Raw genomic sequence first — 24,992 nt, 5'->3', positions numbered from 1 at the left:
AAGCGAACTTAGAAGTTTAGAAGTTCGCTTTCGTTTTTAACTTAAGCAGTAGAAGGTTCATGACACACATGCAGAATATATCTTTAAATTGTAAGAGAGAAAATGGCTTTACTCTTATCGAACTACTTATTGTGATTGTAATTCTCGGTTTGTTAATGTCCTTAGTTGCTCCAACGATGTTTTCGAAAGTTGGTTCAACTAAAACTAAAACGGCTCAAGTTCAAATGGAAATGATCTCTACAGCACTAGATACTTATCGTCTTGATATGGGGGATTATCCGTCTACCTTGAATGAGCTTAGAAGCTCTACTAAGCCTCAATGGGATGGTCCTTATCTGCCAAAAGATGTCCCGTTAGATCCTTGGAATAATCCATATATTTACACCGTACCTGGTGAAAATGGTCAGCCTTACAGTATGAAGTCATACGGTAAAGATGGCGTAGCGGGCGGTGAAGGTGAAAATGCGGATGTTATTTATCAATGATAAATGTTAATTCGTTGTTGCTGAAAGAGTTTCAGGTATCGCAATCTGATCTCGACAAAGCTGCAATTTTTCAAAAGAAATATGCTGGACGTCTTGAACATATCTTAATTAATATGGGCTCCCTGTCGGAAGATATGTTGCCTCAATATTACGCTAAAATTTTGGGGCTTACTCTTCTTAGCCGTGAACAATATCAGACGATTGATATTAATAAAATTAAACAGATTGATATCAATAAGTACCTTATCGGATTTGATTGGATCGCTTTAGAAAAACTCAATGAGGATCAAAAGGTCCTCGTTATTGCTTGTGATCCACTCTCTGCCGAGGCTAATCAGTATATTAGTCAACAACAGCTGACGATAGAATTACGGGTTGCCTCCGAGGAACAGATACAAGCATTAAAGCAGCAATATTTACAAACCGATACAGATAACCTTCCAATTGGTGAAGAACTATCGGATGTTGAAGAGGATCGGCTTAGAGAACTCGCTGGTGAAGCGCCCACAGTTAACTTGCTCAACTCTTTGATATCACGAGCTTTAAAGGCGAGAGCCTCAGATATGCACCTTGAACCAATCGGAAATCGCTACCGAGTAAGGTTCAGAATTGATGGTGTGTTAAAAGAAGCCGATTGGATACCACCAAGAATGCGTCTTCCTGTTGCGTCTCGTTTAAAGATTCTATCTGGGATGGATATTGCCGAAAAACGCCGTCCTCAAGATGGTAAAATAGCGATGAAAATTTCGAACGAAGACCTTGATATTCGTGTCTCTGTGCTGCCATTACATGATGGCGAAAGTATAGTGATGCGTTTTTTGAGGCAAGATGCAATAAGCTATAGCATGGAGATGTTGGGGCTTTCAAAAGACATTGAAAAATATATCAGGGAAGATATTCAGAAAACGGCAGGCGTAATTTTACTTACAGGCCCTACCGGTTCAGGAAAAACCACCAGTCTTTATACTTTTTTGAATGCTATTAATGATGAAAAAGTTAAAATTATTACTCTCGAAGACCCTGTCGAGTATCAGTTAGAAGGGATAAATCAGGTACAAATTCAATCCAGTATTGGATTTGACTTCTCAGCAGGTTTGCGCAGTATTGTTCGTCAAGATCCCGATGTGATCATGTTGGGTGAGATTCGAGATAAAGAGACTGCTCAAATTGCAATGCAGTCGGCACTTACAGGGCACTTAGTGTTTTCAACAGTGCATACCAATGATGCATCTAGTGCCTACACTCGTTTGCTTGATCTTGGGGCTGAAGAGTATCTGCTTAATGCAGCAATTGTCTCGATTATTGCTCAACGTCTGGTGAGAAAGTTATGCAGTCACTGTAGTCAGCCTGATGATAATCAACAACAGAGTATAGCCAAATATGGTTTGCAACCTTTAGCCGATGCCTATGGCACCGATATCAAATTACATAAGGCTGTAGGGTGTGAACACTGCTCAAATACTGGTTACCGTGGTCGTGTCGGTATCATCGAGTACCTCAGGTGTGATGAGGCCATTAAAGCCTTACCTAAAGATGAGAACTTTCCAAGTCATGCGGTTCGTTTAAACCTTGAACGAGGCGGCCGAACTCTGATGCAAGATGGCTTTATTAAGGCGATAAATGGCCAAACAACGATTGAAGAAGTGATTCGGGTTGCAGGATAATGGCGTTATTTGAGTATAAGGCATACGACAGTACTGGTGCGGCTGTTAATAGTGAGCTGACCAGTAATACGCTGGAAAACGCTAAAAAATTACTGGCTGATGAAGGCTTACATCTCGTTTCGATTAAAGAAAAAAGCACTCAGGCATCGCTGACACTGTTCCGCTCAGAAAAGCTCAGTTTGGATGAACTCGAGTTTATTACATCTGAGCTGTCGTTACTGTTACGTAGCGGCGTGAAGATCGATAAAAGTTTACACATTCTCAGCAAAGGCAAGGCAAATACCCCGTCTGGTAAGCTACTGGGTGAGCTTTCTCAATCGGTGAAGCGTGGTGAATCACTGGCCGATGCGCTATCTCATCACTCAGATTTTGATAATTTATACGTCAATTTGGTAAAAATGGGCGAAGCCAGTGGCGAACTCAGTAAGGTTTTTGCTGGGTTAGCGCAGGATCTGATTTTTCGCAAAGAGCTAAAAAGTAAGATCATACAGGCGCTCACTTACCCGAGTGTCATTCTGATGGTCTGTATTTTGGCTATCGTATTTGTGTTTAACTTTATTGTGCCGCAGATGGGGGGCTTGTTTGAGGGCAACGATAACCTACCCGTTTACACCTTGTTTTTGCTTGAGGCCAGTCAATGGATGCAGGAGTACCAATGGTTTCTGTTCGGCGGTATTGTTGTTGCTGGGATTGCCGTTAAGGTATTACTCCAAAAAGGCATTATTACTGACCAGTTTGATGAAACCTTAATTAAACTGCCATTGTTTAAATCAGCAATAAATCAAATTGAACGTATTCGTTTTAATACTAGCATGGCGCTGATGCTCGATGCTGGGGTACAACTTGACAAGGCTATTGAACTTGCCTCTGGTACGGTCAAAAATAGGTATTTGCGTGAAGGTCTGCTCTCTGCTAAGTCTAAAGTCAAGCGCGGTATCAGTCTGACAGAAGCCTTAAGCGCTAGCCCAATCTATCCCGATTTCTTTATTTCTCTGTTAGAGGTAGGTGAAGAGAGTGGGCAGTTAACGCCCGTTTTTGAAGAGATAGCCAATCGAAGTCGTAACGATTTCGGCAGCTGGACCAGTCGTGTAACCAGCCTGCTTGAACCTCTGATGATCCTGATCATGGGAGGCATAGTTGGCTCTGTGGTCGTGGTGATGCTACTTAGTATCATGTCGGTCAACGACGGGTTTTAAATGCTGAGAACCATCAAAAAAACAGCTGGTCGATCTTCATTAAAAGCTCAATCTGGGGTGACCCTGATTGAGCTTTTAGTCGTTATCGTATTACTTGGGGTTGCCATTGCATTAGTAGGCCCTTTTACTATAAAACAGGTCGACAGCGCTAAAGCCCGGAACGAGCAGTTATTCTTACAGCGTTGGTTACAAAAGCAGAGTTTTAGTGCCTTCACCAGCGATAGCCCCATATTACTAAGGTTTGACGGCAAAGCAGTTTATAGAACCTTGTTGCCCGGTACGCCACTGTATAATCAGCAGGTAGTCGTTAGGACTCAAGGGGGGAGTGCAGATTACGGCATCGGCGATGGTAGCGGTTATGGTGAGAGTTATGACTCTGTCGTAGGGACTAAAAAGGCTCCACAATTTAATAACCTGAATGATTACCTCAACTATGATGACAGTCTTTATAGTCAGAAAAACAGTGACGACGCGATGCCTGCTCTGTTATTTGACCACCTGTTCTTCGATCCTCAAAGACTTAAAATCAATCGTCATGGTTACATAGACGCCGAGATATTTAGTTATCACTATCGCGGAAATGAGGTATCACTCAATATTTCAAATCTGTTAACCGGGGCTCATGATGAAGATGAATAAGCCCGTAATGAATAACTCTCAAAATGGCTTTACCTTAATCGAGGTGTTGATCGCGGCTACTATCCTGTTTGCTGTGATCGGGGTTGTCAGCCAAACCTATCGCAGTGCCACCATTGCGAGCAGCAAAGCTACGCGGTCGGCAGAGTTGCTGGGTATTACCCCTCTACTATTGGATACTATTCGTTTCAGGCTTAAGATGGAAAAAACAGATAAGCCGATAGACGATGAAGGAATACTCAACGGTTTTGAGTTTCAGTGGCGTGCCCACGTTATCAAAAAAGGGGCACCACCGTCGCGATTTGGTTCAGACGGCGAAATGGTATCATTTGACAATAAGTTTTACCTTTGGCAGGTCAAGATCGCGGTGAAAAAGCAAGACTATAGTCAGACCTTTGAGTTTGAAGAGTTAACCTGGGGGACACAATGATAAGGCGAGAAAAATCCGCGGGTTTTACCTTGATAGAGATCCTGATCGCAATGCTTGTACTGAGCATCGTAATGTTTATAGGTAGTTTAAGTTTCTCAACCTTTAGCGAACGCTGGCAAAAGGATATGGGACATTTTACCCAAGAAGTCGCTAATGCTAAAAATTTGGTGCTACTACAAAAAGCGCTGAATGGCATTTCCAACTATATAGTAAAAAACGACAAAGATGAGTCAGTCTATTTTTTCAGGGGCAATGACAAGTACCTGATGTTTGTGACCAATAATCCGGTTTTTAATACCAATGATCGAGCCTTGATCAGGCTAAGTGTAACTGTTTTAGCGGACGGAAAGCAGCAACTCAGGTATGAAGAGGCGCCATTTGAACTTTCCCCGTTATTACGTTTAACTTCACTGCCTAAAGGTAATTACAGTCAAATATTACTCACTGACGATGATATCCGCTTTAACTTCTATGGTTGGGAAGATCAAAAACAACGGGCTGCATTTTTTGAGGGAGAACCGATGAGTCCGAAGTGGATGAGGGAGTATTTTGGCGAAAAAACGGGAATGTTGCCCTATGCGATTAATATAACATGGGGGAGTAATGAACCCATTATATTTCCACTGCTTAACGATAATGGTTATCAAATGCTCTATACCAGAGAGAAACGTGAAGATGCTTAAGTTATTCATTTTTATAGCTGTTAACCATTAAAATGCCGTCGATAAGGTTTAATTCTGCTCAGCGAGGCGTAGCCTTGATTCAGGTTCTGTTGCTTAGTGCAATCCTATCTATGATGGCGCTGCAGTTTACCCTATCAAGTCGCCAGCAGGTAACGATTGCCACCGATCTGCAGAACAAGATACAGGCCGAGATAAAACTACGTAACTTGGAAAGTCGGTTACTGTTTACTTTGCTGACTCTCTCTAAGAATGATGTTGACCGCGCGTTGCAGCAAGAAGATGAAATTGGCCGATTATGGAACTTTTATGGCAAGCCATTCACTGTTTCAGACGGGGCAACTGTGTCGATTCAGGATGTTAATGGTTTACTGTCGGTTTATGGTGTGAGTAATTCAGACAAATTAAAGAAGTTGCTTCTATTCCTTGGGAAGCAACCTCAGGAGGCTCAAATTATCTCGTCAAATTTGCAGTATTGGCAGGGCTATGAAAGTAATCAATTTACAACCATAAAAGGAAACGTTGTAAGGGGAGACCACCTGCTAAGTGTTGGTGAGTTAAAAAATATTGATGGCATCGACGATAAGCTTTATCGGCGACTCTCGCCCCTTGTTACTAGATTGCAAAATGTACTGTTTAATCCTATGACGGCGCCATTGCCTCTGTTACAGGCTGAGTTATCTCCTGAAATATGCATGGAGGTCGAAAAGCTGCGTAAAGAAGGAAAGTTAACCCGCCAACGTTTTTCGGAGCTGACTCAGATTCAGGAGGGAGATAGCATTACATTTGCGCCAGGTATGCGCCTTCAAATTGAATTGACGGCCTCCGTTGGTGCCTCGGTAGCAAAAAAGCGCTTTATTGCTTACCTTCGTCCCGAAAATAGGTTCCCGGTGGTATGGTTTCAGTAAGCTGGAATGAAGTGCATAAAATTACAGGTGTATATTTGATTTCTCAGTGATTGACGATATGACTTTCTCCTTTGTTTAGAAGCTTAAGTCAAGAGCACTACTTTTTATGTCGATAAATAGTGTTTAGTACCGAGAGCGTGGCTATAAAATGAGATGTAGGCGGTATTTAAGCTGGGCATAACTTCATTTTGTTTTAATACATCGCCACTTACTGATATGATGCGCGCTATTATCGATGCGATAAATTTCCAATCGACAAGCGAACATAAAGGTAACCTAAGCAGTTCGTATGGATGTTAAAAAACCAGATTAAAGAATGAATGATGCCAAGTGCTAGCCTTAAAGTAATTAATAAGATCAAAAAAATGGTTTTGAACCAGGTTATCTATGTCGATAGGCATATTTACCGTTTCAATCAAACTGAAACCCATGCTAAGCATGATGCCGTTGTTTCATTTAAAGTCATCGAAACTAGCACCAATAAAAGTTCTGAATGGGAGGCTAAAGAGGACGTTATAACTTCGGTCAATGGCCGTCAGATTAAATCAAAAGTTGCGATATTGAGTCGTAACTGTTACCGCGAGCAGCTCCAATGGTATCCGATTGTTAAAAAATCTGATGTGCTGAAGCTGGTCAAGTTGCAGGTACAAGGTAGCCCTTCACAAGTGCTATTCATTGTCGGATCAACCGTGAACGGTAAAACACCAGTCACCTATTACTACCTCAATGAATTAACAAGAGGCTTAAAGGCTTGGTTACTGGTTCCCGAAACCAGCCTGTTGGGTAATGAGCTTTCACCTGACAGGCTGTTAAGCTATCAAACCGTAGATCCGCGCAATACCGTATTCGTCTCTAACAGCGTTGCCGGTATAGTATCGGCAACGCAAGGAGGGATGATACAAACTCTCGAACAGTTTGCTCTGTCACAAGGTGTGACAGCTCAGTATCAAGTCAATCTGTCGGCTGAAGAGCATATATTATCGCTCAAAACTCAGCTGAAACACCTCTATCAACTGCCGCTAACAGGCCTTGTTAATAGGTCAGCACTCACGTTCGATGCGAGCACGGCTGCATTGTTTCGTCTCGCTGCTTTGCCGGGGATTGTGATTATCACCCTCTATTTAGTGCTAGCCGTTCAGGTGTCGGAATATAAGGCCGACAGCGCTAAACAAGAGCTGCGAGTTGCCACCAAAGAAGCCAACTTGGTGCTGAATCAGTATCAGGAAATCAATGAGATGATTGGCCGTTATGGTAGGTTGGGCGAAAACAGCCCGCAAAGTACTCAACTGCTTAATGTGTGGAAGGTACTTGCACCTATGTATGAGTTGGGAGTGATCTTTAGTGATGTCACTCAACAACAGCAAACTGTCACCTTACGTTTTACTGCCGACTCAGCCTCTCGGGCGTTGCAATTACTCATAAAGCAAGGTGGTGTAACCAATGCTAAATTTGTTGGTTCGGTCAGGCGTCAGAGCAATATGGACGCGGCAACGGTTCAGTTTGAACTGTCGGCGAACAAGCTTTCTCTGCCTGTTGAAGATGCCATTGAAAGTGTCAAGATGATCGACCGAGAAAAAGATAAGCCTCTTTTGGAGACCCCATAATGCAGGAGCTAATAAAATATAAGCGTTATCTTATCTTAGTCGCTGTGTTAGTGTTGATAAAATTTGCTTGGGTGCCTTTATGGGTAAGTAAACAGGAAAACTGGCAGCAACAGCAGCAAACTCAGTCGAACCTGAATAAAACCCGAGCTCTGTTGGCGCTTAAAGATGAGATGCTGACCAGAAAAACACTTATGGCTGCGCGCCTTAAGAAAGTCGAGTCCTCTTTTGCTCAAACGGCTAGCATTACCAGTTATAAACTGACAGCACAATCGAAATTGGAGAGCCTGTTCAAACGTCATAGCATCGAGCTAAATAACTCATCATGGCGTGATGGCCTGAAAACTGACGATATTCAGACCTTGTTATTGGATATTCGATTTTCAGGCTCTCTTAAGCAATACCTTAATTTACTGCAAGAGCTGCAACAAAATGAAGATTTCGCTAATGTTAGTTTGGACTCTAATCGGTTGACTATCCGCGGTCAAACTTCAGATAGACTCGGTAGTGTTAATGGGTCTGTGTCGTTAAAGCTTGCTGTTAAGCTCCTTTCAAAGGAGGAATCTTGATGGCTATCTCTTTGAATAGTTTATTTGGTAGCCTCTCGGGAAAGGGGGGCGGTAATGCTACTTTTGTCGAAAAGCTAAAATGGGTCGGCGTTAGTCTGATACTTTTGTTTGCACTGCTCGTTATTGATTATTTTTTTAATCAGTCAGATGAGCAATTTGCTGAATCGGATCTGTTACCTGAGTTACCTGTTGAGATTCAACTGAAACAGAGCAGCGAAAGTGAAAGTGAGATAATTGCTTTGTATAATCAGTTCGATTTGCCCGAGGTCGTTGAAGCCGATAAAGAAGATGAATCGACAGAAGAAGTTATCGACAGCATGTCGCTGGCAGAGCAAAACCAACAGTCAGGTCTGTTGAGTAAGCTATATATCGATGACGCAATATATCGACTCAGCGGAATCGTTAGTGCTGGGGAATACCGAACCGAGAATGATAAGCCGGGAGAGTCTAGGGCTGCCTTGAGTGTATCTTACACCCAACAGCCAGTGGATAGCATTTCGACAGTAAAAGAAAACGATAGCGAAGTTTCAGCACAGGACGGCGAAAACGTGTCGCCACTGATACGTAAAACAAACATCAGTCTGTCTAAAGGTGATAATCTGGGGCCCTATCGGGTAGAATCGATCGATAGCCGTCGTTTAGTTCTGGTCGATAACGGACGTCGCCTCTGGCTGGAGTTGTTTGTACCTCAAATGATTAACAATCAAGATGACCAACAACTTATTGACGAAAATGGCTAAATTTTAAGCGGCTGATAAATGTTTAGTTTTGAGCTTGCAATTCTACGTCATTGTTTAAATGAGTTTTTGGCAACTGTTCTAAATGATTGCGGTACATAAATAAACAGATATAAACATATTTTGGATTGGATAATTTAATGATGTCACAAAAGCGAGACGACTTAATGACGCTGCGAGCATTACCTGAAAAGCAAATCCCGCGCCAACTAAGGGTGGGGGCTGCTGTCTGTATCAGTATCCTTTTCCTCAATGGCTGTGCCAGCTTAGAGAGTCAAAGTGAACGAAATCATAAGAAACTAGACACCTCTTACCTTTTAAATACCAGTGTAAGAGATAGCCAAACTGGGCAAGGGGTGAATACTGAAGAGGATGGCGTACTTAAGCCTGAATCTGAAACCTCTCTTACAAGAGTGCCGTCGTTGTTTAAATCTCAGGTGGGCTTCAGTAATGATGACGCCATAGCCGATAGCTTCTCTGCTAAGCCCAGCCTGACTATTGCAGCCGATAAGATGCCTCTGGTGGATTTCTTACATTACAGCTTCGGTGAACTATTACAGAGAAGTTATGTTTTAGGGCAGAACTTAACCGATGAGCCAAGTGCTGTCACTTTGAATGTTCAAAACAAGATCAGCCCGCAAAAGTTTTATAGCTTAACTGAGCAACTCTTGTTAGAACGTGGCATAGGCATCAAACGACAGAATGACGTTATCTATATTCACAAGATTGAGAAAAATGGCGGGCAGGCCACGGCTGTAGGTTACGGCCGAACGGTAGATTCTGTGCCTAACGCACTAAATGTTCAGCAGATAGTCCCATTAAGGTTTTTACTCAATAGTAATTCACTGCGTACTCTAAGAGAAATCACAGGAGTTAAAACATCGGCCGATCCGTCTCAAGGGGTGCTTTTTTTAACTGGAGAACGTGAGCAGGTTACCCGTTCACTTGAACTGTTAGCACTTTTGGACTCGCCGGGTAGTCGTAGTCGTAATATCGGTTTTCTAAAGCTCATGTATATAGATACAGATAGCTTTATTTCATCGATCACTGAAATTTTGCAAAATGAAGGTCTCATGGGGCCGGAAAAGAGTAACGATAACCGTTTATCATTTGTGCCTATTAGCCAGTTAGGTGCCGTTGCGGTGTTTTCCAGTGAGGCCGATTTTATCGAGCGAGTCGAGTTTTGGGCCAAGCAACTGGATAGACCCAGTAAGGGAAATGATAAGAAGTATTTTGTCTATACCCCGAAGTTTGCCAGAGCTGCTGATTTAGGACAGAGTGTCTCTGCGCTGATCTCAGGCCGTAGTGCTTCGACGCAGAAGGCGGAAAAATCGTCGGATGATAAGGCCGCGGCGATAGAGAATCGTGCGCCAAATGGCAGTACAAGTGTTAGCAATGAAGATATCAATATGGTGATTGATGAACGTTCAAATGCACTCATATTCTACTCATCGGGCCCAGAATATCAGGCTATTCTACCTCTGGTGGCACGTCTGGATGTAATGCCAAAACAGGTGCTCCTAGAGGTATCTATTGCAGAGGTAACCCTTACCGATGAGTTTAAATTCGGTGTTGATATGGCGTTTAGTTCGGGTAAATTTAGTTTTAGTAACAATCATGGTGCGTCTGGTATTGGAGGAAGTGCGTTTAGCTGGGCCAGTGGCGGCAATAAAATCGATGCTCAGGCGTTTGAAAGTAACAAATGGGTTAATGTACTTTCAAAGCCCAGTTTATTAGTGCGTGATGGGGTCGCTGCAAGCATCCAAGTGGGCACTGATATTCCAGTTGTAGGTAAAACCACAACCGATCCCACAAACGGGGTAACAAAGTCGGTTGAGTACCGTAAAACGGGTATTGATGTTACGGTAACGCCTACCATTAATGCTCAGGGGGTGGTGATTATGACCATACAGCAGAGCAATTCTAATCAAGTTGATGGTGGCGCTGATGTTGAGGGGAATCCGCAAATTTTTGAGCGTAGTATTGATACTGAAGTTGTCGCTGAAAGTGGCCAAACCGTGATCTTGGGCGGTTTAATTAGCGAGAACTCATCAGATAATCAGGCTGGATTACCTTGGGTAAGCCGATTACCTCTGATTGGCCCGCTATTTGGCACTACTACGCAGAATAAGGTAAGAACTGAGCTGGTGATCATGGTCACGCCGAGGGTGGTAACTCGTACCGATGAGTGGGAGGAGATTAAGCGTAGCCTAACCCAAGGGTTAAAGTTTATAGAACTATAATCGCTGCAAGGTGTGAACAGTGGCATTACTAAGGTTGACAATGAGTTATGGCTTGTTTTGTGTAAGTGTTATATCAAGGGGGGAGTGTTACAAAAGTATATTCTTTTTTGAGGCAAGTTTATTTCATTTTTTCAGCTTGGTTGAAAACTAAGCATTTGGTTTTTATTTACCAAAACTGACAAGTTAATCGCTTGCTTTTTACTTGTGGTCGCTATACCTTTGCAGCTGTTTTAATAGAGTTTAGGCACTATAATAGTGCCTGATTTTGTATTCGAATGAATAAAGTTTTGTGCTTTATAATGTGCCATTTATATCGATGTCTAGGGGTTTTTAGGTAACATTTATCTTATGCTAAAACTAGGTTAGCGAAGACATTGTTGTTGCTTTAAGGATACGCGAAGTGGATGTTGAAGCCGATAGCTAACATTAACACCGTTAGTGTTGAAATCGGTTGGTTAAATGGCGTTTGATTTAGCGCGTCATAAATACTTGAGTGACGGTTATTTGACGTTGTTTTAAGTGTTTTTGGAACTGAATCGAGATATTTAATCCTGTTGAAAATTAATAATAATGATTAGATTGGGTGAATCTTGAGCAGTTTTTCGGGTTTAGGTTAATCGACTTGGCATTTTTGTTAATTTGTAAGCTAATTAGCCCCATTCTGCAGTTGACTTATCATATTGAATACATAAAACTAGAGTTCGGAAAGTTAAAGTAAATGTGCGCTAGGGGTTTCTAGTGCTTCTAGCTTAACTTTACACATTCGTTTAAAGCGTTAACCATTTTATGGTTAGGCTTAAAAATGATTAATTTAACTTTCTCAAGAAAGTTGTAAAAAAAACGGAACAAAAGTTGTCAAAATCAGGAATGATTATTGCTGCTTGTTCCAATTTCATGAAATTGGAGATTTTGAAATATGAAAAAGGTATTTAATGCCTCAATCCTTGCTGCTGCTGTAGCATTGTCTTTCGGTGCAAATGCTGCTGATGTAGCTATCAGCCAAACGTTAGATATTACTAACGAAGCATCTGCAGCTAAAGTTGCTGGTACTGCATTCAACGCTGACATCACTTTTTACAACCGTGAAGAGCTATCTGCTGGTGACAAAGTTACTCTAAGTTTCCCATTCGGTACTACGCTGCCTCTTGTCGCTGATATTACAGTTGATACTGGTGCTGGTGTTGGTACTTTTGAGTCGCCAGTACTCGTTGCTGAAGATACAGTAAAGAAAATTGGGCCTAAGATTGAGCTAGTTGTAGCAACTGGTAGCCCAGTTTTAAACAACTCTAAGACAGTTGTTCAGTTAGCAGGTGCAGCACCAGCTTACTTGCCTACTGCTGGCCAGCTTGTTTACTCTGCAGAAGATGGTTTCTCTGGCGATGCTAAAGATACTACTGGTCAAAACTCTGTAGCGCTTACTACTTCTACCGATCAGGAAGTTGCGTCAGTATCAGCAGTATTTGATGGTTATGTTAACCGTCTTAACCGCGATACGTACGTTACAACTAAAGGCAATCTTGTTGCTGAAGTAACGTCTACTCGTCCAACAGCAACAGTTAAAGCTACCGTTGCTACAGAAACTCTAGTTCTTACTGCTAAGAAAGATCTAGCAGATCTAACTAAAGCGTCGCTATATTCTTGTGATGACAACTCTGCGGTAAGCTTTAGTGCTACTGGTGTTGCTTCTTGTGCTAGTGGTAATTTAGAAACTGTTGATGTTGCTGCTGCTGCTTTTGCATGTTCTGACGCCGCTGCTGTTCCAGCATGTTCAGATACAGTAGTTTTTGACACATCAGGCTTAACTTATGCTGCCGTTACTGGTGGTGATCAAGCTAAATTCAGTATCTACCTTACACCAACAGCAAGCAAAGATATTCCTTTGACTACTTATACTGTTGATCGTGTTGTTACTTATACAGCTGCTCCAACTAACCTAGAGTATAAGTATGTAAACGGTGCTGATTTTGGAATGTTTAAGCTTGACGCTTCTGTTGTTAACGTTCCATACCTACCAGTAGGTCTTGGCCTAACACCAAATGTTGAAATTGCTAATGCTGGTAATACTGATGCCGCAATTCAACTTGAAGGTTTTGACCAAAATGGCGTAGCTTACGGACCAGTAGCGCTAACAAAAGTAGCTAAGAAAGGCGCAGTGACTAAGGTTTCTGAAGCCGATATTCAAGCTGCTTTCGGTCTTGCAACTGATGGTAGTACTGCTGGTAAGAAGAAGCTAAGCGTTACTTTCGTACTTGACGCAGATGCAGAAGACATCACTCTTGCTCCATACTACCGTCAAGGTGAGAGCCGCGTAAACGTTATGTCTGACCAGTACAAGAAGTAATTTTACTTTTAATTTAGGAGTCAGCGTATTGCTGAAACCAAATTATCTGTGAAGTACATCTTAAAAAAAACGAGCCTTAGGGCTCGTTTTTTATTTTCAGCCCTAAACCACCTACTTCAGTAGATGGTTATCATCCATAGGGGCTTTGCCCGAATCTCTACCCATGCTAAATGCACTCTTGATTTTTAGCGAAGTCAAAGAGGGCAAATAACATGAGTAGATATAACTAAGCTTTCCTCGTATGTTGGAGATGTCAATATCACATCGTATGGACACCAAAGTATCGCTTTCGAATACTAAAAAATAATGTGGGTAAAGAAGTCTATCGGTGCATATAGGTTTACTGTAATCAACTTGGGTGTGCAGTAATTGAATTGAATGTACAAGTTGACCATGTACATCTGGTGGTTAAGGTGTAGCCAAAATTATCAATATCAAATTTGATGGGAGCTTTGAAAGGTAAGATAGCCTTGAAACTATTTAGCAAATTCCCATATTTAAGGAAGAACAAGCTATGGGGAAATCATTTTTGGCAAAGGGGTTATTTTGTTGATAGCGTTGGTATCAATGAAGAAATAATTCGCCGATACGTAAGGCTGCAAGAGAAACAAGAGCGTCAAGAACAGAGAGAATTGGCGTTGAACTAAACAAAGGCCCTTTGAGGGTTAACACAAAGCCTCCTTCTTCAGAAGGTGGATTTTTTACTTGGGCATATTTTAAACTGATGCTTAGTGAATGATATGTTTTGTACTCAAGGTTCTATCTGTTGTAAAATTGCAACCTGCTCACTCGGTTAGGTCGGTTATTTAGCTGAGTTTTGTTTAGTTTTTTGGTTCGAGTTGTTGCAATGCTCATCTATGTAGCAAAACCTCGATTAGTACCATTTCCTTTGCTTTAAATTTGTGTTGAAAGCCGTTATCATGCGTCTTTGCTGCCATTTGATGTTCTGTTGATCTTTAATACTTGTGTGTTATTGGTTGTTTAGCACATTAGGTTGGTCTGACTTACTTCTTCGATTGATTAGTGTGTAAATTAATGAACAATATTTCACCTCAGGTACCTCAAGATCCCATAGCGTTCACTACTGGTTATGCTATCGCTCCAACTTCTAACGAGATCGATTTAAGAGAACTTTTCTCGGCCGTCTGGGCGGGGAAGTGGCTGATAATGGCGGTGACCTTTGTTTTTGCCATCGCTTCTGTAGTGATAGCCTTGATGCTGCCTAATATCTATAAGTCAGAAGCGTTATTGGCTCCTGCGAACGTCGAGCAGCAGGGGGGAATCGGCGCACTTGCCTCTCAGTTTGGTGGTTTAGCCAGCATGGCCGGCTTAAATTTGGGAGGCGGCAGCAGTATAGATAAGACCCAGTTGGCGATCTCAGTGCTTAAGTCGAGACAGTTCACCAGTAATTTTATAAAAGACCATGACATTTTACCTCAGCTCATGGCCGCTGAATCATGGAACCAGAGCGATGATTCATTAGCCTATGATAAAAGCCTTTATGATAGTAGCAAGCAGTTGTGGGTTCGCGAGGTTGAAGCGCCTAAGCAACCTAAGCCTTCGCCGCAGGAAGCCTATAAAACCTTTTCTGAAATTATAGAGGTTCAGGTTGATAAGGATACCGGCTTAGTTCGAATTTCTATTGAGCATCTGTCCCCCACGATTGCGCAACAGTGGGTTACCTGGTTGATTGAAGATATCAATGCAGAGATGAAGAAGAGAGAAGTCTCGGAGGCAATTAAGAGCACCGAGTTTCTTGAGAAACAGATTAGTGAAACTAATGTGGCCGATATTCGCACAGTACTGTACCAATTGATTGAAGAACAGACCAAAACCATTATGTTTGCCGAAGTTCGCGACGAGTATGTTTTTAAAACTATCGACCCAGCTATTGTTGCCGAAGAGAAGTTTAAACCGAAACGCGCATTAGTATGTATTGTGGGTACCCTGTTTGGTGGCTTCCTGGCCAGCTTGTTTGTTCTCATCCGGTTTTTTCTACGTAAAGCAGATTAATGACCCCATTTATTAAAAAGGCACTAGCGAATACCTCTTGGCTGGTGTCTGAAAAAGTGATCTCCATGTCTGCTAACTTGTTGGTTAGCCTGGCGTTGGCTCGAAGCCTAGGACCAGAGGGTTTTGGTTCATTAAGCTACCTGTTAGCACTAGTCGCTTTAGTCGCACCACTGGCGGCATTAGGGCTCAATGCGATTATTACCAGGGAGCTGGTCAACGATTCGGATAACCGCGATAAAATCATAGCTAGTGCCACCATTTTTCGATTAATTGGCGCTCTAACCGGAACACTGTTTTGTATCTTGCTTGCCGTTAATGGCTGGGGTGTGTCATCCGATGTAGCCAGCCATGGCTTAATATTGCTTGCGATTGCTAACATATTTTATGCCTTCAATGTGTTAGAGTTTTGGTTCCAGGCGCAGGTTGCGGCTCGTCAGGTCGTGCGCATGAGGCTGAGTGTTATCGTTGTCTTTGCCTCATTAAAGTTGATTGCGGTTGCTATGAGTGCTGGTTTATTCACTATCGTCACCATTTTCGCCGCCGAGACCATTGTGCTTGGTATCGGTTTCATCGTTATCTATTCCTTTTATGCTTCTCCTATCCGGGTATCACGTTTTGACTTTTCCTATGGACTCGGTCTGTTAAAGCAATCTTATTGGCTTATTCTGTCCGGTGTTGCGGCGGTTATCTACTTGAAAGTCGATCAGGTGATGCTTGAAAATATGGTCGGAACAGAAGCGGTCGGGATTTACGCTGTCGCTGCAAGACTCTCTGAAGTGTGGTACTTTTTTGCCGATGCCGTTGTTATCACGCTATTTCCGGCGCTATTAGCGCTAAAAAAGAAGCAGTTATTTGACGCTTACCAGTTAAAGTTGCAGCAGATCTCCGATCTGCTGTTTGTGTTTGCACTCGTTATCGCCATTGCGGTAACTCTGGTCGCTAAGCCCGCCATTTTTATCTTGTTTGGTCAGGAGTATCTGCAATCTGTGTTTATCTTGCAGCTACATATTTGGGCTGGCTTATTTATCTTTATGCGGGCATTGGTGAGCAAGTGGCTTCTGAGTGAACACTTACTGGCTTTTTCATTGGTGAGTCATGGCCTGGGCGCCGTGATTAATGTGATCGCAAATCTTGTGCTTATACCTCTGTACGGTGGTCAGGGCGCCGCTATTGCGACCGTTTTTTCCTATTTCATCGCGTCGTATATCGCGTTCTGGATAAGCCCTAAAACGAGGGATATCGCTCGCATTATGTCCCGCTCTCTGTTACTTCCATTTACACTTGGGCACCGTTATTGGCCTAAGCAAACCAACGAGATTTCTTGAATGAAACAAGCTCTTGTAAAATTACTGCCTAAAAATGCTATTTTGGCACTCAAAAGTAAGATAGACGGTGTGGATATGATGATGATTCGCCTGTTTTCAAAAAACGGTTTTTTAGCCTCTTTCTACTATACCTTTTTCAGTCGTCAGTTTTATCGTGAACACAAGGCGGTACTGGATGGCAGGCTTGCCTATGAGCGCTCTTTAGCCTTGATAGGTCACACCTGTATATTATTACGTAGAAATATTCACCGCCTTGAGAAGGGCTTGATCATGCAGCCCAGAAGAGATGTTTTCGCCGACGGATATATTTTTGAGACGGTTGAGTGTTATAACGCTGCGATCAACAGTACTGAGTTATGTAGCGATGAAAAAAAATGGGCAACTGATGTGTTAACCCGGTATTTTGAAGTTGTGGGACATAACAGTAAAATTGATAAGGCAAGGGCTATTTTTTCTCCACGGAGTCCCGTGGGTTCAGAGACACTGAGTGTGCCCTATGCCTATAAAGAGCTGCCAGATTGTCCGGTCGATTTTGATCAGCTTTTAACACTGTTTAAGCGTAGAAGGTCTGTGCGTTGGTATCAGAACAAGCCGGTAGACATTGCGGATATTCGCAAGGCCGTCAATGCAGCGAGTCTCGCTCCGTCTGCTTGTAACAGGCAGCCATTCGAGTTTCATGTGGTTAATGACAGTGATAAAGCCACCGATATTGCCAACTGCGCCATGGGCACCGTTGGTTTTTCAGATAATTTACCTTGTATCATTGCTATCGTAGGTAACCTCAACGCCTATCCTGCTGAGCGTGATCGTCATATTATCTACATTGATGCTTCATTAGCCAGTATGCAACTGATGTTAGCTCTTGAGACTCTCGGGCTATCAACCTGCTCTATTAACTGGCCAGATGTTGAGCAACGTGAAAAAATGTTGAATACAAAGTTGAAGCTCAAATATCACGAGCGAGTCGTTATGTTGCTCGCCGTCGGGTACGCAGATAAAGACGGTGGGATCCCATTCTCTCAGAAGAAAAGTGACAGTTTGTTAGTTAAGGAAGTTAAGTAGATGATGATCGAAATTAAGGGTTCTCAATTCGTCAATAAAGGCGCCGAATTAATGGTGCATGCAGTGATCGAGCAAATCAAAGCACATTGGCCTGATGCTGAGCTTGTAATGGCGGCAAACCCGAACTCGCCTTATGTTGAACGTGCCAAATTAGGCGCTTATCAGAAGCTTTCTATTCGTAAAAATATTATTGATTTAAATTTTATCAGCTATAAATTACCAGTAAAATTCAGAACTTGGCTGAAGCATAAATGGGGAATCGTCACAGAGGCTGATATCACTCATGTTTTCGATGCGTCTGGTTTTGCTTATGGTGATCAGTGGGGCAGTTTAACGATTAAAGCGTTAGCCGGTGAGATTATTCGCTCTAAGGCTCATGGGCAAAAGTATCTCTTTTTACCTCAGGCATTGGGCCCTTTTACCCGCAGCAAAGATTTGAGTTACCTTAAAAAAGCACTGCCACAAGCCGATCTGATCTGTGCCCGTGAAGAGACCAGTTACCAACATGTTAAAGGCATTGTCGGGGATAACAGTAACTTGCACCAGTTCCCGGATTTTACCAATCTGGTCACGGGGGTTTTACCTGACTATTTTGTTAATGGTGATCAGAAAGTACTGATCATTCCTAACAGTAATATGGTGGGTAGTCGTAATAATCAATCAGCATGGAAAAGTAATTATCTTAGAGTTTTACAAGATGCCGTTGCGATGATCCGTGAACTTGGCTTACAGCCTGTTTTGCTTAACCATGAAGGTGCGGGTGACGGTGCTATCTGTGAGCAAGTTAATCAAGCTTGCGGTGGCGACTTAGAGTTAATCCGTGAAACTGATCCATTAAAAGTGAAGGGGATTATCGGTGCCAGTCATGGCGTTATCTGTTCTCGTTTCCACGGCTGCGTGAGTGCGCTCTCTCAGGGGGTCCCATGTTTAGGAACAAGCTGGAGTCATAAGTATGAGCGCTTATATGAAGAATACCTTCAGTCTGAGTGTTTAATTACGCCTGAGATCACCGCTGAGCAACTACGAGAAGCTTTCAGTACCGCTAAACAGTTAGCGAACGGAGAGCAGCAGGTTCATGCTAGAAATAAATTTAAAACTTTATCTAAACAAATGTGGGAACAAGTTCAAGAAAAATGTTAATTTCTCGAATTAACCAATTCGCCGACAAAACCAGATGGTTAGCACTGGTTTTGTTGGCATTTTGTTTTGTGTTTGCTTTTCCCCTTCCAGTGGTGGGGAATTCAGCATATTTAGCAATAGTATTATCTTTTGCTTTTTTATTGGTTTCACAGACTGCCATGAACTGTTTTACAAGCTTGATAAAAAACAAGTTTGTTATTTCTTCACTCGTTATTTTTTTGTTTCTGCTACTTTTTTCGCTATTTGTGACGACACTTCATAATCAATATGATTTTACGATTGGCAGAACATTAACGAATAATTTTTTGTCTACCTTCGGTTGTGTTGCGTTGGTTAGTTTGATCTTTACTTACGCCGGAAAGAGAAACATCATTGATTTGATGGTTCATGTTTTGTTTATTCAAACTTTCTTAATATTGATAATGCTTTTGTCCCCGGAAGTGAGAGAGTTGATTCAGTCGTTTATCCGTACTGATAGTCAGCTAGAGCGAATGGCCACTTATAATAATGTTAGGGGGTTGGGTGTATCAGGATCTGTAGCTTTTGGCTTAGCGATTACTATGGGATTTCTGGGATTTCTATTGCATTATTGGTTTGCATTTTATAATAAAAATTCTAATTCACTGTATACTTTTATTATATTCGTTTTATGTTTGCTGGCTGCTCTTTCAGCTGGTAGAACGGCAGTTTTAGGATTTGCTGTTGGGTTTGTGTTCTACCTATTTTCCATGAACTTTTCGGGTTTGTTGAGAAGTAGTTTTAAACAAGTAGTGATATTTGGGTTTATTGTTTCCAGTGTTACTGTTTATGTGCTTAATAATGAGTTTTTAATGGAAGTGGCTTTTCTATATTCTCGTTATGTTTTTCGTTTTGTATGGAATTACCTCGAAACTGGTTCGTTTGCTGTTAATTCTTTAACTGCATTAGATAACATGTATTTCATTCCGCCTTTGCAGGAGGTGCTAATTGGTTCTGGTCAATATATAAATTTCGATGGGACCCATTATATGCATACCGATGCTGGTTACATGAGGTTTATGCTGTTTTTTGGCGGGACCCCAAGTCTTCTGATCTATGTTATCTATATATTCATGAATTTTTGGGCTTATGAAAATGTAAAGTCAGTGATGCCTAGGAGTGCCTTGTTCTATAGTATGTTTATTTTTATTTCATTTGTTTTTCACTACAAGGGCGAAGTCATCTTCTTCAGCGTTGCTTTTATGAAAATATTCTATTTGGTTACATTTTACTACTTGTTATGTAATAAACTTAATACTACAAATCAAGCTGTTGAATGGAAAGGTTTTACTTTTTAGAGCCGAAGATATCTGCTCCAAACTAATTTTTTCAACATCAACATCAACATCAATATGATTATGTATTGTTTTAATTTTATTATAAAGGTTATTAATGTTTCTTATTTCTGTTTATATTCCTACGCATAATCGTTCAGCCTTACTAAGGCGTGCTGTGGATTCTGTATTACGTCAGAGTTACAAAGACGTTGAGATTATTATTGTTGATGATGGTTCTTCTGATGATACCGCTGCCACTGTACAATCTTATCTTATCGAGCATGACAATATTGTTTTTCTTCGTCACGATAAGCCCAAAGGAGCTTGCGCTGCTCGAAACTATGCCATTTCAGTGGCCAAGGGTAAGTACATTACCGGCTTAGACGATGATGATGAATTTAAGCCGGATCACTTATTGGGTTTATATAATGCGTTCGATGAAAACTATGCTTTTGTTGCGGCTTGTTTGCTGGAGGACACTGGGAGTTCGCAGATTGAAAGGTCTCTCGATTGTGGTGTCATAGAATTATCAAGTCTATTGCATTACAACAAGGTGGGTAATCAAGTGTTCACGCTGACTTCCAGAATGAGAGAGATCGGTGGGTTCGATGAAGCATTTCCTGCGTTTCAGGATTACGATACTTGGGTTCGACTCGTTGCTAAGTTCGGCCCCGGTATAAAGGTCTCACAGGCGACCTATGTATGGCACACTTCTCATGAGCAAGATAGGATCAGTAATTTCCCCACCAAACGGCTGGCTGCGTTAGGGCTTTTTACTGAAAAGCACAAGAACATGATGTCGCAGGGTCATCAAAATTCATTAGAGATCATGCGTATTCGTATGGCTGGTGAAGGTTTTTCATTTTCTAGTTTCTTTAAGCTGGTTAATAAAGGTAATTGGAAAGCAGCTACTGCTTTATATTTGAATGTGAATTTGAAAGTTGTAAAGAGACTCATTGACCGATTCAGGTTTTAACTTGTTAGCTTGAACAGTTATCACTACATAATCCAACACATTGTAATAAGTGCCGTTTTCGGGGCGATAGGCTTTTAGATGAAGATAGTTTTACTCTCAGCTGCAAATAATGTTCACACCGTAAAATGGGCTAATGGACTGGCTCGAAGTGGTGTCCATGTTCATGTGATTTCTCTTCATGCCGTTACTCAAGATTTTGACCCCAGTGTGACAGTGCACCAACTGCCTTTTAAGGCGCCTTTGGGTTACCTTTTGAATGTTCTCGCGCTCAGAAAACTGTTGAAAGAGATAGGGCCTGATCTGTTAAATGCTCATTATGCTACGGGTTATGGATTATTGTCTGTTTTAGCATGTCAGTATTGTCCTAATGTGATCTCTTTATGGGGCAGTGATGTTTACCTGTTCCCTAAGAAGTCTGGTGTACATTCATGGGTGCTGAACCAGATTCTAAGCCGAGCAAATGCTATTTTTTCAACAAGCTACTGCATGCAAAATGAGTTAAATGAGCAAAGGTTAGCAAAAGATGTACCTGTATACATCACCCCGTTTGGAGTCAACACAGACCTGTTTAAACCCTTGCCAGACATTAGACGTGAAAACGGTCAGCGTTCTAAAGTTGTCATAGGCACTGTCAAGTCTCTTAAGCATATCTATGGGATCGACGTGTTACTTCATGCCTTTGAGCGTTTAGTGAAACAGACGCCTGAGTGTGATTTTGAGCTGCAAATATACGGTGAAGGGGTAGAAGCTGATTCATTGACTGAACTTGCTGCACAACTTGGTATTAATAATCAGGTCGTTTTCGGTGGTTTTGTGCCTAATACCGAAGTGCCGCAAATATTAAACCAACTTGATCTATACGTTGCTTTGAGCCGATCTGAAAGCTTTGGTGTCGCAGTGCTTGAGGCATCCTCCTGCGAGTTGCCGGTTTTGGTTTCAAATGCCGATGGATTATGTGAGGTCGTATCAAATCGTTCTACTGGGTTGATAGTTCCTATCGATGATGTCACTTCGACCACAGCAGCATTAAAAGAGTTAGCTATGGATCCCAGTAAGAGACGCTTATATGGTCTTAAGGGGCGAAAGAATGTTGTCGAAAAATATTCTGAAACAGCCTGTATCGAAACTATGATCGCGGCTTATAAGCAGGTCATTGAGCGCTAGTCATCACTATGTGGAAACATAGCAAAAGAGTTTTTATCATAACAAATGGATTTTAAAGGAATACAGTTGGGGCACCCACTTTGAGAATATTATATTTACACCAATACTTTGCGACTCCGAGCTCAAATGCAGGGACGCGCTCATACGAAATGGCTAAACGGCTTGTTGCCAAAGGGCATGATGTCACCTTTGTGACCTCTTCTGCTTACCTTTCTACTGAGAGTGCATTTGCAGAAGGTTGGAATTTTCTTGAGCTTGAGGGGATCAAGCTACATGTCTTACACCTGCCTTATTCTAACCGTGATTCCTTCATAAAACGCATATTTAAGTTTTTACAGTTTTCATTGTTATCTACATTTAAGTCTTTAACTGTTAAAGCTGATGTTGTTCTGGCTACCAGTACACCTTTGACCATTGCTATTCCAGGTCTGGTTTATTCGAAACTTAAGCGAAAGCCTATGGTGTTTGAAGTTAGGGACCTTTGGCCGGAACTGCCGATTGCAGTGGGCGCCATAAAAAATCGCTTTGTTATCAAGTTTGCTCAATGGTTTGAAAAGTATACCTACCACAACTCAAAAAGGCTTATCGGGCTTTCGCCAGGTATGTGCGATGGGATCACGCGGCACGGAGTAGCTAAAGAACATGTATTTCTTGCCACCAATAGCTGTGACACCACACTGTTTGATGTTGATAAGTCATTGGGTGAAAGATATAAACAGGAAAAACTCCCATTTTTGAAAGGGCGTAAATTGGTGGTTTATACCGGTACCTTTGGTCTAATTAATAAGGTCGGTTATCTGGTTGAGTTGGCCTCTAAGATGCGAGAAATTGATAATAACATCTGTTTTGTTGCTATTGGTGATGGCATGGAAAAACAAGCTATTATTGAAAAAGCTAAGTTGGCAGGTGTATTTGAGAAAAATCTTTTTTTTCTCGATCCTGTACCAAAAACTGAAATCGTCTCCCTGTTGTCGGCAGCAGATCTCTCTATGTCGCTGTTTGGCGATGTAGAGCAGATGTGGCATAATTCTGCCAATAAATTATTCGATGCATTGGCTTCTTCAACCCCTATTGCAATCAATTATGGTGGTTGGCAGAAAGACTTTATTGAAGAGTATAAATGTGGTTTGATTTTAGATGCCAAAAACCATGATAACTCTGCACTAAACTTGTCTAATTTCCTTTTGAATGACACATCGTATGAAACAGCCGTGACCAATTGCCATTATCTGGCATATAACAAGTTTTCCCGGGATATTATGGCAGACAGAGTTGAAACGGCTTTGATGGAGGCGGTAAATGATTAAACGTTCACTTGATATCATATTATCTTTATTTGCGTTAATTCTACTCGCACCCGTACTGCTTATTGTCAGTAGGAAAGTGAAAAATCATTTAGGCTCCCCTGTTATTTTCAGGCAAAAGAGACCTGGCCTGAATGGTGAAATTTTTGAGATGTTAAAGTTCAGGAGCATGAAAGATGGTGTTGATGAACAGGGGAATGTGTTACCAGACTCCGAAAGGCTTACACCTTTCGGCCAGAAACTGAGGTCGACAAGTTTAGATGAGCTACCCGGTCTTTGGAGTGTACTTAAAGGCGATATGAGTCTCGTTGGTCCTCGTCCTCTTTTGGTTGAGTATCTGCCTTTATACAATGAAGAGCAGGCAAGGAGACATGATGTACGTCCAGGAATTACCGGTTGGGCGCAGATTAATGGGCGTAATGCAATCACCTGGGAAGAAAAGTTCAGACTTGATGTGTGGTATGTTGATAATCAGTCACTCTTTTTAGATATGAAGATACTCTTATTGACGGTTAAGAAAGTATTCTTCAAAGAGGGTATTTCAGCCCAGGGCCATGTTACCGTCGAAGCTTTTAAGGGAAGTAAACAAGATTGAGTAAGCTTGCAATATTTGGCGCCAGTGGTCATGGAAAAGTTATTGCTGAGATCGCAGAGTTAAATGGTTGGTCTGAGATTGTATTTTTTGATGATGCATGGCCAAGTATAACTCAACTCGAGGGCTGGCGTGTTAACGGTGATTCCGATATGCTTATCAGCTCTTTGCATGAGTTTGGTGCCTTCTTTGTTGCTATCGGTAATAATGCGATCAGACTTGATAAACATATCACTTTTGAATTAGCTGGTGGGAAAGCCATAAGCCTTATTCATCCTTCTGCCGTTGTCAGTAAATATAGTAAACTTGCATCCGGGACAGCTGTAATGGCTAATGCCGTTGTAGGGGCTTATGCCTGTGTTGGCAAGGCTGGTATAATCAACACAAATTGTACCATTGATCATGATTGTAAGCTTGAAGAAGCCGTACATATTAGCCCTGGTGCTAATCTGGCTGGTGGAGTCAAAATAGGGCGCTGTTCCTGGATTGGTATTGGAGCAAGCATCATTCAGCAGATACAAATTGACAGTAATGTCATCGTCGGTGCCGGATCTGTTGTGATTAACGATGTCATGCAAGGTTTATCTGTGGTGGGCGTTCCTGCGAAAAGTATTCATATATAATAGAGGTT

The 24,992-nt window shown here is 41.8% G+C and carries 22 protein-coding genes and 1 pseudogene; all 23 read left to right on the top strand.

The features are described 5' to 3' along the window. Positions 1 to 68: 68 nt before the first annotated feature. The 23 genes and pseudogenes from gspG (at position 69) to K0I62_RS12710 (ending at position 24,984) form a co-directional block, all read left to right on the top strand. Positions 69 to 485: a type II secretion system major pseudopilin GspG gene (gene gspG / locus K0I62_RS12820; RefSeq protein WP_220068495.1), complete on the top strand. Its 417-nt coding sequence runs from the start codon at positions 69 to 71 to the stop codon at positions 483 to 485. Continuing rightward, complete coding sequence (locus K0I62_RS12815; protein WP_220068494.1) at positions 482 to 2,149, top strand: GspE/PulE family protein; 1,668 nt, start codon at positions 482 to 484, stop codon at positions 2,147 to 2,149. Before gspG ends, K0I62_RS12815 begins: the two co-directional genes overlap by 4 nt. Continuing rightward, positions 2,149 to 3,345 (top strand): type II secretion system F family protein, encoded by a 1,197-nt coding sequence (locus K0I62_RS12810; RefSeq protein ID WP_220068493.1) that lies wholly within the window; start codon positions 2,149 to 2,151, stop codon positions 3,343 to 3,345. The genes K0I62_RS12815 and K0I62_RS12810 overlap by 1 nt, the downstream gene beginning before the upstream one ends. After that, on the top strand, positions 3,346 to 3,984 hold the full coding sequence (locus K0I62_RS12805; protein WP_220068492.1) for a prepilin-type N-terminal cleavage/methylation domain-containing protein: 639 nt from the start codon (positions 3,346 to 3,348) through the stop codon (positions 3,982 to 3,984). Next, the gene (locus K0I62_RS12800) at positions 3,977 to 4,411 is read left to right on the top strand and encodes a type IV pilus modification PilV family protein (protein ID WP_258404997.1); all 435 of its coding nucleotides are present in this window, start codon (positions 3,977 to 3,979) and stop codon (positions 4,409 to 4,411) included. Before K0I62_RS12805 ends, K0I62_RS12800 begins: the two co-directional genes overlap by 8 nt. Next, positions 4,408 to 5,094: a type II secretion system protein gene (locus tag K0I62_RS12795; RefSeq protein WP_220068490.1), complete on the top strand. Its 687-nt coding sequence runs from the start codon at positions 4,408 to 4,410 to the stop codon at positions 5,092 to 5,094. The genes K0I62_RS12800 and K0I62_RS12795 overlap by 4 nt, the downstream gene beginning before the upstream one ends. A 74-nt stretch (positions 5,095 to 5,168) precedes the next feature. Then, positions 5,169 to 5,999 (top strand): type II secretion system protein GspK, encoded by an 831-nt coding sequence (locus tag K0I62_RS12790; protein WP_220068489.1) that lies wholly within the window; start codon positions 5,169 to 5,171, stop codon positions 5,997 to 5,999. Positions 6,000 to 6,364: 365 nt separating this feature from the next. Then, a complete protein-coding gene (locus K0I62_RS12785) occupies positions 6,365 to 7,603 on the top strand; it encodes a hypothetical protein (protein ID WP_220068488.1) in 1,239 nt (412 codons plus the stop codon). Further along, entirely contained in the window at positions 7,603 to 8,169 is a 567-nt protein-coding gene (locus K0I62_RS12780) for a hypothetical protein (RefSeq protein WP_220068487.1), read from the top strand. Before K0I62_RS12785 ends, K0I62_RS12780 begins: the two co-directional genes overlap by 1 nt. Next, positions 8,169 to 8,909 (top strand): hypothetical protein, encoded by a 741-nt coding sequence (locus K0I62_RS12775; RefSeq protein ID WP_220068486.1) that lies wholly within the window; start codon positions 8,169 to 8,171, stop codon positions 8,907 to 8,909. Before K0I62_RS12780 ends, K0I62_RS12775 begins: the two co-directional genes overlap by 1 nt. A gap of 137 nt (positions 8,910 to 9,046) precedes the next feature. Continuing rightward, positions 9,047 to 11,149 (top strand): secretin GspD/PilQ domain-containing protein, encoded by a 2,103-nt coding sequence (locus K0I62_RS12770; RefSeq protein ID WP_220068485.1) that lies wholly within the window; start codon positions 9,047 to 9,049, stop codon positions 11,147 to 11,149. Positions 11,150 to 12,065: 916 nt separating this feature from the next. Continuing rightward, positions 12,066 to 13,490: a hypothetical protein gene (locus K0I62_RS12765; RefSeq protein ID WP_220068484.1), complete on the top strand. Its 1,425-nt coding sequence runs from the start codon at positions 12,066 to 12,068 to the stop codon at positions 13,488 to 13,490. Positions 13,491 to 13,702: 212 nt separating this feature from the next. Further along, positions 13,703 to 14,137, top strand: a pseudogene (gene tnpA, locus K0I62_RS12760) (IS200/IS605 family transposase). Positions 14,138 to 14,525: 388 nt separating this feature from the next. Then, a complete protein-coding gene (locus K0I62_RS12755) occupies positions 14,526 to 15,503 on the top strand; it encodes a Wzz/FepE/Etk N-terminal domain-containing protein (protein WP_220068483.1) in 978 nt (325 codons plus the stop codon). Continuing rightward, a complete protein-coding gene (locus K0I62_RS12750; RefSeq protein ID WP_220068482.1) occupies positions 15,503 to 16,828 on the top strand; it encodes a flippase in 1,326 nt (441 codons plus the stop codon). The genes K0I62_RS12755 and K0I62_RS12750 overlap by 1 nt, the downstream gene beginning before the upstream one ends. Then, positions 16,829 to 17,890, top strand: coding sequence for a nitroreductase family protein (locus K0I62_RS12745; protein ID WP_258404996.1), 1,062 nt, complete (start codon positions 16,829 to 16,831; stop codon positions 17,888 to 17,890). After that, positions 17,891 to 19,030, top strand: a complete 1,140-nt coding sequence (locus tag K0I62_RS12740) for a polysaccharide pyruvyl transferase family protein (protein WP_220068481.1) — start codon at positions 17,891 to 17,893, stop codon at positions 19,028 to 19,030. Continuing rightward, positions 19,024 to 20,346, top strand: a complete 1,323-nt coding sequence (locus K0I62_RS12735) for a hypothetical protein (protein WP_220068480.1) — start codon at positions 19,024 to 19,026, stop codon at positions 20,344 to 20,346. Before K0I62_RS12740 ends, K0I62_RS12735 begins: the two co-directional genes overlap by 7 nt. Positions 20,347 to 20,440: 94 nt before the next feature. After that, positions 20,441 to 21,301, top strand: a complete 861-nt coding sequence (locus tag K0I62_RS12730) for a glycosyltransferase (protein ID WP_220068479.1) — start codon at positions 20,441 to 20,443, stop codon at positions 21,299 to 21,301. A 78-nt stretch (positions 21,302 to 21,379) separates the two neighbouring features. Then, positions 21,380 to 22,465: a glycosyltransferase gene (locus tag K0I62_RS12725; RefSeq protein ID WP_220068478.1), complete on the top strand. Its 1,086-nt coding sequence runs from the start codon at positions 21,380 to 21,382 to the stop codon at positions 22,463 to 22,465. 80 nt (positions 22,466 to 22,545) lie between these two features. Further along, complete coding sequence (locus tag K0I62_RS12720; protein WP_220068477.1) at positions 22,546 to 23,772, top strand: glycosyltransferase family 4 protein; 1,227 nt, start codon at positions 22,546 to 22,548, stop codon at positions 23,770 to 23,772. Then, positions 23,765 to 24,364: a sugar transferase gene (locus tag K0I62_RS12715; RefSeq protein WP_220068476.1), complete on the top strand. Its 600-nt coding sequence runs from the start codon at positions 23,765 to 23,767 to the stop codon at positions 24,362 to 24,364. Before K0I62_RS12720 ends, K0I62_RS12715 begins: the two co-directional genes overlap by 8 nt. Then, positions 24,361 to 24,984, top strand: a complete 624-nt coding sequence (locus K0I62_RS12710; protein WP_220068475.1) for an acetyltransferase — start codon at positions 24,361 to 24,363, stop codon at positions 24,982 to 24,984. The genes K0I62_RS12715 and K0I62_RS12710 overlap by 4 nt, the downstream gene beginning before the upstream one ends. The last annotated feature ends 8 nt before the right edge of the window (positions 24,985 to 24,992 follow it).

Source organism: Shewanella psychrotolerans (genome assembly GCF_019457595.1).
GTDB classification, from domain to species: Bacteria; Pseudomonadota; Gammaproteobacteria; order Enterobacterales; family Shewanellaceae; genus Shewanella; species Shewanella psychrotolerans.
Note: the sequence above shows the minus strand (reverse complement) of the source record. Positions and strands in the feature narration are given on the sequence as shown.

What these genes read in the sequence shown, in the direction of transcription:
- gspG (WP_220068495.1), top strand. Translation starts at nt 69, where the DNA reads ATGCAGAATATATCTTTAAATTGTAAGAGAGAAAATGGCTTTACTCTT.
- K0I62_RS12815 (WP_220068494.1), top strand. Translation starts at nt 482, where the DNA reads ATGATAAATGTTAATTCGTTGTTGCTGAAAGAGTTTCAGGTATCGCAA.
- K0I62_RS12810 (WP_220068493.1), top strand. Translation starts at nt 2,149, where the DNA reads ATGGCGTTATTTGAGTATAAGGCATACGACAGTACTGGTGCGGCTGTT.
- K0I62_RS12805 (WP_220068492.1), top strand. Translation starts at nt 3,346, where the DNA reads ATGCTGAGAACCATCAAAAAAACAGCTGGTCGATCTTCATTAAAAGCT.
- K0I62_RS12800 (WP_258404997.1), top strand. Translation starts at nt 3,977, where the DNA reads ATGAATAAGCCCGTAATGAATAACTCTCAAAATGGCTTTACCTTAATC.
- K0I62_RS12795 (WP_220068490.1), top strand. Translation starts at nt 4,408, where the DNA reads ATGATAAGGCGAGAAAAATCCGCGGGTTTTACCTTGATAGAGATCCTG.
- K0I62_RS12785 (WP_220068488.1), top strand. Translation starts at nt 6,365, where the DNA reads ATGGTTTTGAACCAGGTTATCTATGTCGATAGGCATATTTACCGTTTC.
- K0I62_RS12780 (WP_220068487.1), top strand. Translation starts at nt 7,603, where the DNA reads ATGCAGGAGCTAATAAAATATAAGCGTTATCTTATCTTAGTCGCTGTG.
- K0I62_RS12775 (WP_220068486.1), top strand. Translation starts at nt 8,169, where the DNA reads ATGGCTATCTCTTTGAATAGTTTATTTGGTAGCCTCTCGGGAAAGGGG.
- K0I62_RS12770 (WP_220068485.1), top strand. Translation starts at nt 9,047, where the DNA reads ATGATGTCACAAAAGCGAGACGACTTAATGACGCTGCGAGCATTACCT.
- K0I62_RS12765 (WP_220068484.1), top strand. Translation starts at nt 12,066, where the DNA reads ATGAAAAAGGTATTTAATGCCTCAATCCTTGCTGCTGCTGTAGCATTG.
- K0I62_RS12755 (WP_220068483.1), top strand. Translation starts at nt 14,526, where the DNA reads ATGAACAATATTTCACCTCAGGTACCTCAAGATCCCATAGCGTTCACT.
- K0I62_RS12750 (WP_220068482.1), top strand. Translation starts at nt 15,503, where the DNA reads ATGACCCCATTTATTAAAAAGGCACTAGCGAATACCTCTTGGCTGGTG.
- K0I62_RS12745 (WP_258404996.1), top strand. Translation starts at nt 16,829, where the DNA reads ATGAAACAAGCTCTTGTAAAATTACTGCCTAAAAATGCTATTTTGGCA.
- K0I62_RS12740 (WP_220068481.1), top strand. Translation starts at nt 17,891, where the DNA reads ATGATGATCGAAATTAAGGGTTCTCAATTCGTCAATAAAGGCGCCGAA.
- K0I62_RS12735 (WP_220068480.1), top strand. Translation starts at nt 19,024, where the DNA reads ATGTTAATTTCTCGAATTAACCAATTCGCCGACAAAACCAGATGGTTA.
- K0I62_RS12730 (WP_220068479.1), top strand. Translation starts at nt 20,441, where the DNA reads ATGTTTCTTATTTCTGTTTATATTCCTACGCATAATCGTTCAGCCTTA.
- K0I62_RS12725 (WP_220068478.1), top strand. Translation starts at nt 21,380, where the DNA reads ATGAAGATAGTTTTACTCTCAGCTGCAAATAATGTTCACACCGTAAAA.
- K0I62_RS12715 (WP_220068476.1), top strand. Translation starts at nt 23,765, where the DNA reads ATGATTAAACGTTCACTTGATATCATATTATCTTTATTTGCGTTAATT.